Origin of the sequence: Collinsella sp. AM15-2 (genome assembly GCF_003471985.1) — a bacterium.
Taxonomy (GTDB): Bacteria; Actinomycetota; Coriobacteriia; order Coriobacteriales; family Coriobacteriaceae; genus Collinsella.
In genome coordinates this window covers 23,321-35,699 of the sequence record NZ_QRKO01000023.1, presented here as the reverse complement: position 1 = coordinate 35,699, position 12,379 = coordinate 23,321, and the positions used below count along the sequence as shown (strand labels likewise).

8 protein-coding genes are annotated in these 12,379 nt (G+C 59.1%); all 8 read left to right on the top strand.

The window, feature by feature from the left end:
• The first annotated feature begins 156 nt into the window (after positions 1 to 156).
• The 8 genes from acpS (at position 157) to DW171_RS08860 (ending at position 11,923) form a co-directional block, all read left to right on the top strand.
• Positions 157 to 696, top strand: a complete 540-nt coding sequence (gene acpS / locus DW171_RS08895) for a holo-ACP synthase (RefSeq protein ID WP_118270986.1) — start codon at positions 157 to 159, stop codon at positions 694 to 696.
• Complete coding sequence (locus tag DW171_RS08890; protein WP_118270985.1) at positions 697 to 2,313, top strand: NAD(P)H-hydrate dehydratase; 1,617 nt, start codon at positions 697 to 699, stop codon at positions 2,311 to 2,313.
• Positions 2,314 to 2,315: 2 nt separating this feature from the next.
• Entirely contained in the window at positions 2,316 to 3,461 is a 1,146-nt protein-coding gene (gene alr, locus DW171_RS08885; protein ID WP_117798368.1) for an alanine racemase, read from the top strand.
• A gap of 8 nt (positions 3,462 to 3,469) precedes the next feature.
• Positions 3,470 to 4,090: a uracil-DNA glycosylase gene (locus DW171_RS08880; RefSeq protein ID WP_117565042.1), complete on the top strand. Its 621-nt coding sequence runs from the start codon at positions 3,470 to 3,472 to the stop codon at positions 4,088 to 4,090.
• Between the two features lie 12 nt (positions 4,091 to 4,102).
• Positions 4,103 to 4,609 (top strand): tRNA (adenosine(37)-N6)-threonylcarbamoyltransferase complex ATPase subunit type 1 TsaE, encoded by a 507-nt coding sequence (gene tsaE, locus DW171_RS08875; protein WP_089573670.1) that lies wholly within the window; start codon positions 4,103 to 4,105, stop codon positions 4,607 to 4,609.
• The gene (tsaD, locus tag DW171_RS08870) at positions 4,596 to 6,980 is read left to right on the top strand and encodes a tRNA (adenosine(37)-N6)-threonylcarbamoyltransferase complex transferase subunit TsaD (protein ID WP_118270984.1); all 2,385 of its coding nucleotides are present in this window, start codon (positions 4,596 to 4,598) and stop codon (positions 6,978 to 6,980) included. The genes tsaE and tsaD overlap by 14 nt, the downstream gene beginning before the upstream one ends.
• Before the next feature lie 676 nt (positions 6,981 to 7,656).
• Positions 7,657 to 9,546, top strand: a complete 1,890-nt coding sequence (locus tag DW171_RS08865; RefSeq protein WP_118270983.1) for a carbon starvation protein A — start codon at positions 7,657 to 7,659, stop codon at positions 9,544 to 9,546.
• 184 nt (positions 9,547 to 9,730) lie between these two features.
• Positions 9,731 to 11,923, top strand: coding sequence for a hypothetical protein (locus tag DW171_RS08860; protein ID WP_158571043.1), 2,193 nt, complete (start codon positions 9,731 to 9,733; stop codon positions 11,921 to 11,923).
• Positions 11,924 to 12,379: the final 456 nt, after the last annotated feature.

The window sequence follows — 12,379 nt, the reverse complement described above, 5'->3', positions numbered from 1 at the left end:
TACGCTTGAACTGCAGAAGGGGGAGGCCTCGCGGCCTCCCCCTTTTTGCGTTTATGGGCTTTTGTCTCACATAGTAGCTGTGTTTTATAACCCTCGTTTGTCGCATCTTCTGTGAACGGGCTACAATAACTTAGTCTGTGCGATATGGAGGTGAACATGGCTGAAGCTGGTATCGGCGTTGATATCGTCGAGATTTCCCGCATGAAATCAATTCTTGAAAAGACGCCGTCGTTTGCTCGGCGTGTGTTTACCGAAGAAGAGCGTGCGTATTGTGATGCATCGTCGCGTCCCGCTGCTCACTATGCCAGCCGCTTTGCTTCGCGCGAGGCGGTACTTAAAGCTCTCGGCACGGGTTTTAGTCAAGGCGTGGGTCGCAAGGATGTTTCGGTAAAGCGTGATAAACTCGGCAAACCGAAGGCTCTGCTTTCTGGTCGTGCTCTCGAAATCGCCCAGGATTTGGGTGTTGTCGAGGTCGCTCTTTCTATTACCCTTACGGGTGACTTGGCTGTCGCTAATGCCATTGCAATCACCGAGGATGCTCGACCTAAGCCTAGGGAAGAAAAGGTGAGCAACAAGAAACGCGTTGCGCAGACATTTAAAGAGGCTCGCTCTGTTTTAGATGAGCTTGAGCAGCTGCAGAATTCAGCATTGACGGAGCACTTGGGCGATGCTTCGCAAGATACGCTAGGAGCATAGATGAAACCGGTTTTGAGTACCGAAGAAGTCGTTCGTCTCGAGGATATCATCGAACGCGAAGGGACTTCGAAGGCCGAGCTTATGGAGCTAGCGGGTGAGTTTGCCGCCAACGAGGTCTTGAAGATCAATCCCGATCGGGTTCTCGTTCTGGTCGGTTTTGGTAATAATGGCGGCGACGGTTGGGTTGCCGCCGATATCTTGAGCCACAAGGGTGTGGACGTGGATATCGTTTCTCCGGTTGAGCCGGATGAGATTCCTGCTGCTCTGGCACGTCATGTTGCTCGTCGAACTGCCGGTCGCGATGTGCACGTTTGCGTCGGTCCCTCGCGTGACGAACTCGAGGTTTTGATCGATAAGGCGGATGTTGTTGTCGATGCCATTTTTGGTACCGGTTTCCACGGGAATCTGCGTGCGCCGTTCTCCATTTGGATTCCTACGGTCAATGAATGCGCCGATTGTGTCTTATCCATTGATGTCCCCTCGGGCCTGAATGCCGAGACGGGCGTTGTTGATGACGACTGCATTCGTGCCGAGCGCACGGTGACGATGATTGCGCCCAAGATTGGTCTGTATAGCGCTGATGGCCCTGAGTATGCTGGCGATTTGATCTGCGGCAATCTTTACGACCGTCTTGACGAAGTCATCGATGATGTTGACCACGCCGCCGAGATTGTCGAGCCCGGTGACTTAGTTGATTACTTTGCTCCGCTACCATCGAATATCGATAAGTATTCCCGTGGCTCTGTGCTTATTGTCGCCGGATCGGCGCAATATCCTGGTGCTGCCATTATGGCGTCCAAGTCTGCAGCTCGCGCGGGTGCTGGTTACGTGGCAGTCGCGGCTCCTGACGCCTGTGCCAATCTCATTCGCATGGCACTTCCTTCGATTCCCGTCTTTGCTATTCCGTCTGATTCGCGCGGCTCCTTTGGCGCCGCTGCGCGCATGACGGTGTGTGAGATCGCAAAGAAGTACAGCTGCGTGCTGTGCGGTCCCGGTATGACGACGTCTGCCGGCGCTATGCAGGTGGTTTCGGGCTTGCTCGAGCTTGATGTGCCGCTTATTTTGGACGCCGATGCGCTCAACTGCCTTGCTAAGATTGCCATTGACGGTATTGATAGTAACCCCGAGATGTATCGCCGCGAGCAGCCGTTGGTTATGACGCCGCACTATCGTGAGCTTTCGCGCCTGGTTGCCGGTGACGAGGTGAACGACCTTGGTACCGCGATTGCGGCCGCGCAGAAGGTTGTCTGGGCTGCAGGCTCCGACAATCTGGTGGTCATAGCCAAGGGGCCGACGACGGCTATCTGTGGCGTTGAGCGCGTGCTGCTGCCACTCTCGGGTCCGGCTTCTCTGGCAACTGCCGGTTCTGGTGATGTTCTCGCGGGTATTTTGGCCGGCACGCTTGCCACCATGCGCGACGAGATGGATCGTTGGGAGCTGCTGTATTCGTACGCCGTCGCACTTCACAGCTACGCCGGTTTTGCCGCGGCGACGGAGTATGGTGAGAAGAGCGTTATCGCGACCGATCTTATCGACTTGATCGGTCCTGCCATGGAGCTGGCGGCAAAGGATGCGCTCGAAGATCTGGGAATCATGGACGAAGGGTCGGATGACTAATCATGAATAAAGCCGATTTGACGCGCTGGTCCTGGGTCGAGATCGACCGCGGGGCGCTCCGTCGCAACACGAGAGCCTATAAGAACTTGTTGAATCCGCGTCAGCGCCTGTGCTGCGTGGTCAAGGCCGATGCTTATGGTCATGGAGCTGTTGAGTGCGCTAAGATCATGTATTCGGCTGGTGCCGACATGTTTGCCGTGGCGACGGTCAACGAGGGCGTTGGGCTCCGTCAGGGCGGAATTACTAAGCCCATCCTGATTCTAAGCGAGCCGCCTATCGAGGCTATTCCTGCATTGCTCGAGTTCGATATCATGCCCTCGGTCTATACGTCCGATTTTGCTCTCGCGTATGGCGAATGCGCCGTCGCGGCGGGCAAGGTGGGCAAGTACCATCTTGCCATCGAGACGGGCATGAATCGTATCGGCGTTCACTACACACAGGTGCTCGACTTTGTCCGCGGCATCAGCTTCCATCGCGGTATTCAGTGCGACGGCGTATTTACGCACTTTGCCACGGCCGATGAACCTTCGGGTTGGGACTACAAGCTGCAGTGCCAGCGTTTTACCGAGGCCGTTCAGGCCATTAAGGACGCAGGTTTTGAATGCGGTATCGTGCATTGTGCCAATACGCCATCCTCGATGCTCGATTCTTCAATGCACTTTGACATGATTCGTGCCGGCATCGGTTTGTATGGTCTGCAGCCATGTGAGCTGAGTGGTCGTGTGATGCAGCTTGATCCCGTCATGAGCGTCCACGCGCGTGTGACGCGCGTGGCGCATCCTGCGATGGGCGAGGGCGTGGGCTACGGCTTTACCTACCGCGTACCGCGCACGCGCGTTCAGATCTGCACCCTTCCGATCGGTTATGCCGATGGCCTTTCGCGTACGCTTTCCAATCGTATGGACGTGCTGTATCGCGGCGAGCGTGTGCGTCAGGTGGGCAATATCTGCATGGACCAGTTTATGGTCGCCATTCAGTCCAACCCGGCGCATGAGATTCCCGAGGCCGAGTATGGTGACGAGATGATCATTGTCGGCCGCGATGGAGATGCCGAGATTACCATGGACGAGATGGCGCGCCTACGCGGCACGATTAACTACGAGGTCGCTTGCGGCTTTGGTATGCGTCTCGACAAGGTCTACGTGTAGGAGTCGCTATGGGCGTCATGCACATTCCCGGCCATAGCCATCAGGCGCCGCGTGAGGTCGCACTCGAGGAGATCGAGGCCGTTCTGGGCGATTGTCACCTTTGCCAGCTTTACCAGTCGCGCCACAACATCGTGTTTGGCGTGGGAAACCCCCGCGCTCGCGTGATGTTTATTGGCGAGGCGCCGGGCCGTAATGAGGATTTGCAGGGCGAGCCCTTTGTGGGGGCGGCAGGCGAGGACCTCAACGGCATTTTGTCGCTGGCGGGGCTCAAACGCGAAGACGTCTACATTGCCAACGTGCTTAAGTGCCGCCCGCCGGGAAACCGCAATCCGCGCCCCGAGGAAGTGCTGGCTTGCTCACCGTTTTTGCGCGAGCAGATTCGAAGCATCTGGCCCGATATCATCGTGACGCTCGGCAACCCCGCAACGCACTTTGTGCTCAAGACCGAGATCGGCATTACCAAGCTGCGCGGCAGGTTCCATCAGATGGGGCACTTTGTGGTGATGCCCACTTTCCATCCGGCAGCAGCGCTACGCAATCCAGCGTGGCAGGAGCTGCTGGAGGAAGACTTTAAGATGCTGGGCGACTATCTGGGGCGACATCCCGCACCAGAGGACGCCTCGGAATAATAAGGAGCATATATGTCCCTGGAGCGCCTGGGGGTAGGTACTTACAAAACGACTTGCGCTGCCGATACGGAGTACTTTGGCGAGCTAATTGCACCGTGCCTTGAGGACGGAGATGTGCTCATCCTGACCGGTGGCCTGGGAGTGGGCAAAACTCACTTTACCAAGGGCGTCTCGCGCGGGCTGGGCGATGGGCATATGGTTACGAGTCCTACGTTTGCGCTCATGGCCGTTCACGATCAAGGTCGTATTCCGCTGTTTCACTTTGATCTATACCGCCTGGAGCATGCCTACGAGCTCGAGGATACGGGCATTTTCGATGTGCTGGGCTATGAGGGTGCTTGCCTGCTGGAATGGGGCGAACAATTCCAGGACGAGCTGACGGATGAGTATCTTTCGGTGACGCTCAGGCGTGATGAGGGCGACAGCGATGTGCGAACGATAACGCTTGAGGCGCACGGTGACCGCGCAATGGAGCTTTCCCATTTGATTGATAAGGCTGTACAAGATGAGCTTGCATAACGACAACGCGCTGGTGGTGGCGCTCGATACCTCGACCGACATGCTTGCCTGCGCGGCAAGCTGGATTGATGGGCAGACGGGTGAGACGAAGCTCGTGAGTGGCGACCACATGTGTCGCCGTCACGCCAACGTTGAGCTCGTGAATACCGTTGATGGCGTGCTGGCTCAAGCCGGTCTGGATCGCAGCGATGTTGGTTGCTATGTGGTCGGCCGCGGCCCGGGGTCCTTTACGGGTGTGCGCATCGGCATCTCCACTGCCAAGGGCCTCGCGCGTGGTGCCAATGTTCCGCTGCTGGGCGTGTCGACGCTCGACGCTTGCGCTTGGACGGCGTGGAAGGCTGGCGTGCGCGGCAAGCTTGGTATCTTGGCCGATGCTATGCGCGGTGAGGTATATCCGGCGCTGTATATGCTGGTCGATGAGGGTCCCGAGCGTCAATTTGAGCGCGAACACGTGGTCAAGGCCGCCGTGGCGCTCGATGAGTGGCGCCAAGCAGCGGACTGGGGCCAGGTTCAGCTGACCGGTGACGGTCTCGTGCGCTATGGCAAGCTGCTGGGTGAGGACGAGACCGCCCGCTGCGTGGAGCGCGACCTGTGGTGGCCTTCGGGCGAGGGCTTGCTGCTCGCGCACGCTGCGGGTGACGGCGATCCGGCCCGCGTCCTGCCGATTTACACGCGCCTTTCGGATGCCGAGGAAAACGAGCGCAAGCGTCTTGGTCTTGCCGAGAGTGCGCAGAGCGAAATTACGGGTGTTGCCGATGAGCTCGCCGGTCGTCATCTGCAGTTCCGTCCCATGGGCGCGGCGGATGCCGAGGGCGCGAGCGCGCTGGAGGCTGCCTGCTTTGAAGGTGCCGGACACGAGGCATGGACGCCGGGCATGTTCCTGTCCGAACTGGGCGAGGACGTCGCTGCGCCGCGTAGTTGGTGGGTGGCACACGACGACGGCAAGCTGCTGGGCCTTGCCGGCGGTATGGTCGTGGACGGTGATGTGCAGATTCTGGATGTCGCCGTCGACCCGGCACATCGCCGTGAGGGCATTGCCCGCAAGCTGCTGTCGCACGTGAGCTATGATGCCCAGATGCTCGGCTGCACCACGGCTTCGCTCGAGGTCGAGGACGGTAACGAGGGAGCGATCGCGCTTTATAACGCTCTGGGCTTTACCGAGGCTGGCCGTCGCCGCGGCTACTATGGTGCCGGCAAGGACGCCATCGTCATGACGGCTCCGCTGCCCCTGGTGCTTCCGGTCGACAATGCTTCGCCCGAGCCGACGGCGGCAGAGCAGCGCGTATGGCCGCTGCCTGCGCCTTGGCGCTCTGCCGAGGAACGTGTCGAGATTGAGCGTCGCCGCCTCGTACTCGCTATCGAGAGCTCCTGCGACGAGACGGCGGTGGCGATTATCGATGCGGATGGCAATATGCTGGCCAACCAGGTGTCGACGCAGATTGATTTTCATGCACGCTTTGGCGGCGTGGTGCCCGAGATCGCCTCGCGCAAGCACGTCGAGGTGATTGTGAGTGTCGTGGATGCGGCACTCGAGGACGCCGCAGCGTCGCTGGGCCTTACGGGCGGAGCCATTACACCAAGTGAGCTTGCCGCCGTGGGCGTGACACAGGGTCCGGGCCTGGTTGGCGCCCTGGTGGTGGGCGTCGCCTTTGCCAAGGGCTTTGCGTATGCTGCCGGCAAGCCGCTCGTGTGCGTCAATCATCTGGAGGGCCACCTGTTTGCCAACCTGTTGGCGCAGCCCGATCTCAGGCCGCCGTTTATCTTCACGCTCGTCTCGGGCGGTCATACCATGCTCGTGCACGTGAAGGCATGGGGCGACTACGAGGTACTTGGTGAGACACTCGACGATGCTGTGGGCGAGGCCTTCGACAAGGTAGCCAAGGCGTTGGGTCTGGGCTATCCCGGTGGCCCCATCATCTCCAAGCTGGCCGAGACGGGCAACCCCCGCGCGATCGATTTTCCTCGCGCGCTTAACAGCAGGGGAGACTATCGTTTCTCGCTTTCGGGTCTTAAAACGGCCGTGACGCTCTACATCGAGCAGGAGACCAAGGCCGGGCGCACGATTCACCTGCCCGATCTGGCGGCTTCGTTTGAGGCAGCTGTCTTTGACGTGCAGTACAAGAAGGCCAAAAACGCCCTGCATGCCACCGGATGCAAGGAATACTGCATCGGCGGCGGCGTCTCGGCCAACCCGCATCTGCGCGAGATGATGATTAAGAAGCTTGGGCGTCAGGGGATCCGCGTAACGGTGCCGCCTTTGTCTGCCTGTACCGATAACGCAGCCATGATCGCGGAGGTCGCTCGCCGTAAATTCGACCGAGGTGAAATCTCGCCGTTCGACGTCGACGCCGATCCAAACATGACGCTGTAGCTGGTACGGCGCGGTCCCCGGACGGAGGGGCCGGATATAAGGTTTCCTGCTCTACAGTCCTGCGCAAGACGAAGGCCACATTAAGTGGCCTTCTTTGCGTGCGGAACTCGCGATAAACCTTATATCCGGCCCCTCCGTCCGGGGACCTTTCTGTATCGATATAGCTTCTGAGCTGGTTTGGCGTCGACAACGTCCGGCAAGGTTAGCCAGCTGCGTCGAATTTCCGGCGTGCTTTAGCTGAAAGAAAAAGATGGTGTGCGGAGCTTTGCTCCGCATTTGAGATGGGAGCTCCCGCGGCTCCCGAGGGGCATCTCTCATGCAAAAACTTTTGTCGGGTAAAGTCCTAGGTCAGTGGCGTTTTATACCGAGAAATTCAAAAAAGTTGAAAATTCATTACATATTTGCGTTGACTTTAGGTAACTAAAGTTTCATACTCCTTCTCAACCACTGGGGGATGTGAACACGCACGGATCGTTCACATCATGATTGAAGAGGATTTCTTAGACATGTTCACGCATCAGCTAAACATTATCAGCGTAGTAATTATCTGATGCGGGTTAGCACATACAGCTAGCCCGTACGATAACGGGCGGCTGATGAAGATGAGGGCCGTCGAGCGCAACCGACGGCCCTCATTTTTTATGTCTAGGAAGCTCTTTTTAGAGGAGGAAATGTAATGAACGGAGTTTTGCTCATGGTTGTGGCCGCGGCGGTGCTCGCCTGCGGCTATCTGGGCTACGGCCGCTGGCTGGCCAACAAGTGGGGCGTTGACAAAGAGGCCCTCACGCCGGCCAAGCGCATGAAGGACGGCAAGAGCTTCTCGCCCGTCTCCGCCTTTACCGCGTTCTCGCACCAGTTCAGCTCGATCTGCGGTGCTGGCCCTGTCACGGGTACGATCGTCGCCATGGCCTTTGGCTGGCTGCCCGTCGTGCTCTGGGTCCTCGTCGGCGGCGTCTTCTTTGGCGCCGTCCACGACTTTGGTGCTCTGTACGCTTCGATGAAGAACAACGGCAAGTCGCTCGCTCAGCTCATCGAGAAGTACATCGGCAAGACCGGCCGTCGCCTGTTCCTGCTGTTCTGCTGGCTGTTCTGCATCATCGTCATCGCCGCCTTCACCGACATGGTCTGCAAGACGTTCATGTTCACCCCGGCCGTTGACGCTTCTGGTGCTGCTACCGGTGCCATCGACTTCACCAAGTCCTATGCCGCCGGCTGCGCTGGTACCATCTCCATCCTGTTCACCTTCGTCGCTATCGCCTTTGGTTGGGCCCAGAAGAAGTTCAACCTCACCGGTGCTACCGAGTTCGTCACCGGCGTGGTCCTCATGGTTCTCATGTTTGCCGTCGGTATGCAGTTCCCGGTCTACCTGGATAAGTTCCAGTGGTTCGCCGTCGTCATGGTCTACCTGGTCTTCGCTGGCGCTATGCCCATCCAGATGCTCAAGACCCCTCGCGACTACCTCACTTCCATCATGATGATCGTCATGATCGCCTGCGCTGTCCTCGGTATCGTCGTCCTGGGTGTTAACGGCCAGGCCACCATCACCGCTCCGGCCTTTACCGGCTTCTCCAGCGCTTCTGGCATGATGTTCCCGGTCCTGTTTGTTTCCGTTGCCTGCGGTGCCCTCTCCGGCTTCCACAGCCTCGTTTCTTCTGGTACCTCCTCCAAGCAGGTCGAGAAGGAGCAGGACGCCGTCAAGGTCGGTTATGGCGCCATGATCGTCGAGTCCTTCGTCGGCATCCTTGCCATCATCGTCGCCGGCATCATGTTCTCCGATATGAACACCGCCGGCACCGGTGCCCTCAACGCCGGCGTCGCTTCCACCCCGTTCCAGATCTTCGCCGCTGGCATCTCCCGCGGTATGCAGGCCTTCGGTGTTGACGGCACGCTCGCTACCGTCTTCATGACCATGAACGTCTCCGCTCTGGCCCTGACCTCGCTCGATGCCGTCGCCCGCATCGCCCGCACCTCGTTCTCCGAGTTCTTTGCCCAGACCAACGACGCCCTGGCCATCGAGTCCAAGGCCGGCTACATGAAGGTTCTCGGCAACCCCTGGTTCGCCACGGTCGTCACCCTGCTTCCCGGTCTCGCCCTCGCCTTTGGCGGCTATGCCAACATCTGGCCGCTCTTTGGTGCTTCCAACCAGCTGCTCGGCGGCATGACCATGATCACCCTCGCCGTGTTCTGCAAGTGCACCGGCCGCAAGGGCTGGATGCTCTACGTGCCCGTCGCCTTCCTGCTCTGCTGCACCTTCACCTCGCTGGTCCAGAGCGCCATGGGCTGCATGACCGCTGTCCAGGCTTACGGCTTCTTCGGCACCATCCCGGCTACCGCCACCACGGCCGCCGTCTCCGTCGCCGCCACCAAGGGCTTGCAGCTCGTTTTCGCCGTCCTGCTGATGGTCCTGGGCCTCATCGTCGCCGTCAACTGCCTCAAGGAGTTCTTCGGCAAGGAGGCCGGCTCCATGCCCGACGAGGAGCCCGAGTGGTCCGAGATGGGCAAGGCCGAGTACGGTCGCGCCGCTGCCGCTGAAGCTCCTGCCGACGCCGAGGCCGCCAAGGCCTAGTCAGCTTGATGGACTAACCGTTCCATCCATATGACTCGGAAAGACCGGGTCCGCGACTTCGCGGGCTCGGTCTTTTTTTCATGCGAAAGCGGGTGACGCTCGAGTGTTCTCGCAGATGTTTTGCGTGAATAAGGGCGCGCGTTGTACCATATAAACGTATATGTGTACATATGAAAGGGGCCCCGTGGCCAAGACGGTATATTCCGATAATCAAAACAATGTCGATGCTTTGGCTGAGCGCCTGAGCAGCCAGACGTCGCTTTCTGCCGAGCGCGCCAAGCTGGTTGCCTACGACCTGCTCTGCCGCAAGGCGCTCAAGATCAAGTCGAGCGCGCTGGCGCAGATTTTCCGTTCCGTCGATAAGGAATGCAACACCAAGGTGATGCGCGACGAACTCATCGCGGCAAAGATCGTTACCAAGATCGAGGGCGGCGGCATTAACGGGCGCCCGGCGTTCTATACCATCAATGCCGAGATCCGCGATGCCCAGGAGCAGCCTGCCGAGTCCGTCGAAGATTTTGTCGTCGAGGATTTCGCTGACGTGCCTGCTGTGGAAGAAGTTGCTCCGCGTGAGCATGTCGATACCGATGAGTTGCTCGATGAGAACGTCGTGCGTGCCTTTACGGCCAAGGCAGGACGCGGCGGTTTTGGCGGGGGCGGCAAGCGCGATGCACAGCGCCGCGCCCAGCAGGAGCGCTTCCGTCGCGCCGTTGCTCGAAAGGGCGAGACGGATGCCGAGGCTGTTGAGACCGAGGTTGCTGCCGAGTCGCAGAGGCCCGCGAAGGAGCAAAAGCCCGTGGAGGCCCAGGAGCCCCAGCGTCGCCGTGGTGCCCACTTTAAGGCTGCGCAGCAGGATGTCGCGCATGAGGTTGAAGAGCCTTCCGAGGCTGCAGACGATGTTGAGGAGTCTGCCAAGAAGGCTCCGGGTTCATGCCGTCCCGGGCGTGGTTTTGCGAGGCGCGCGTATCCCGTAAGGCGTCAGGAGAAGGGCGAGCCGGCTTCGACCGCTCAGGCCGAGAAGGCCGAACAAACCGAGAAAACCGTTGAGCCGGCGGCTCGCGAGCAGCAACCTTCCGAGTCGCAGCCTGCGGCTGACACTGAGGTCAAAGCTCAACAGACCGCTGATAAGCAGGCTGGGGAGAGCGCCTCAGGCAAGCCCCGCCGTCGTCGTCACCGCGGCGGTCGTGGCTCAAATGCCGAGGCCGCGGCCGAGAAGACAGCGACACAAAACGGAGATGAGAAGGCCGAGACTCCGGTGGATCAGGTCAAGCGCCAGCCGGCGAAGGAGGCCAAGTCCGATCGTCCGCAAAAGCGCTCGTCTGCGCCCAAGCAGGAACGTAATACCCGGGCAGATTCCAAGCGTAAGCCTCATGCACAGGCTGAGCCTGCCGCAGCAGATGCTGCTGCCCAGCAGCCCGAGTCGGCCGTCCACGGCGAGGTATCGGCGTTTGCCCTTGCCCGCGTTTTAGGCAGGCAGCTGCTCAAAGTTGTCCCTACGCCTACGGCGCTCTCTAAGATCAAGGAGCAGCAGACTCAAATTGTTAAGGTCGAGGGCAAGGACGGCAAAAAGGCTCCGCAGCGCACTCAGCACAACGAGATGTCCAACCGCAAGATTGCCGAGGAAATCGCAATCATCCAGGCTTGGATCGAGCAAAACCGAGGTGCCGATACGCCGGTTGCCTCGCGCCGCCAGCGTGCCTACCAGATTTTTAACGACGAGAAGGCTTTTGACGGCAAGCACGGCGAGCGTCTAATTCGGCGTATGACCGAAAAGGGCATCAGCATGCAGGCGATTAAGGTCGCCCCCAACCGCCCCGTGCACTTTACGGGTTTCTTTACGCTGGGCGCCGATAAGCCGTTCATTATGGTCGAGAACCTGGACACCTATGACGAGATCGTCAAGCTCCTGCGCGGCCGCAAGCACGCTAAGCTCTTTGGCATCAAGGTGGGCGGCGTGATTTTTGGCGGCGGATGCAAGGCGAGCGTCTCGCATGCCCTGGACGATTATCTGGCTGAGATCGGCTATCGCTTTAACTACGTCTACTACGTGGGCGATATCGACCGCGAGGGCGCGCGCATCGTCGAGCAGGCTCGCAATGCCAATGTGGTTGAGATTCGCCTGCATGCCGGCATGTACCGCGCCATGCTCGCCGAGCATAAGCGTCGCGTGAAGGCCGGCGGCGAGTGCGAGCCCGCGGCTGCCAACCAGGGCGTGCCGCAGAACTTGGCGGCGACGATCAAGGATCTGCCCATGGTCACGCGCGTGCAGTTCCGCAATGTGCTGCGCGAGGGCGGGCGCATTCCGCAGGAGATTCTGATGACCGCCGACTATCGGGATGGCGACTCGGGAAGCTTCGACCGCATGCTGAACAACTAAATTCCGCCGGCCCCGGGAGAGCGGGGACACCGGCTTAGGTTTCCTGCTCTACAGTCCTGCTCACGACGGAGGCCACATTAAGTGGCCTCCTGTTCGTGCGGAACTCGCGATAAACCTAAGCCGGTGTCCCCGCTCTCCCGGGGCCTGTCGTGGCTTGGCCGTTGCATGCGGCTCGCTTTTCGGAACGGGGCTGACGGACACGTTCCGAAATCTACCACCGTCGCTGTGCAGGGTGTCTATAAAGAGCCGTGGCCAAAAAACATCAAATATGAGTACTGATACTCTTTTAGTAGCAGTAATTTTGACCACATTTAAGGTGATTTGACGTGTCGATCGAGCAGATAAGCTGCCGTATCTCCTCAAGTGTTCATTAAAGGAAGACCTTGATGCGAATAAATCTCATTAAGATCTTCTTTTATTAACGAAAATAATGTAGCTACAACGGTGACAGTACTC

Bases quoted from the DNA above. Each gene is read 5' to 3' on its own strand.
- acpS (WP_118270986.1), top strand. From the start codon at position 157: ATGGCTGAAGCTGGTATCGGCGTTGATATCGTCGAGATTTCCCGCATG.
- DW171_RS08890 (WP_118270985.1), top strand. From the start codon at position 697: ATGAAACCGGTTTTGAGTACCGAAGAAGTCGTTCGTCTCGAGGATATC.
- alr (WP_117798368.1), top strand. From the start codon at position 2,316: ATGAATAAAGCCGATTTGACGCGCTGGTCCTGGGTCGAGATCGACCGC.
- DW171_RS08880 (WP_117565042.1), top strand. From the start codon at position 3,470: ATGGGCGTCATGCACATTCCCGGCCATAGCCATCAGGCGCCGCGTGAG.
- tsaE (WP_089573670.1), top strand. From the start codon at position 4,103: ATGTCCCTGGAGCGCCTGGGGGTAGGTACTTACAAAACGACTTGCGCT.
- tsaD (WP_118270984.1), top strand. From the start codon at position 4,596: ATGAGCTTGCATAACGACAACGCGCTGGTGGTGGCGCTCGATACCTCG.
- DW171_RS08865 (WP_118270983.1), top strand. From the start codon at position 7,657: ATGAACGGAGTTTTGCTCATGGTTGTGGCCGCGGCGGTGCTCGCCTGC.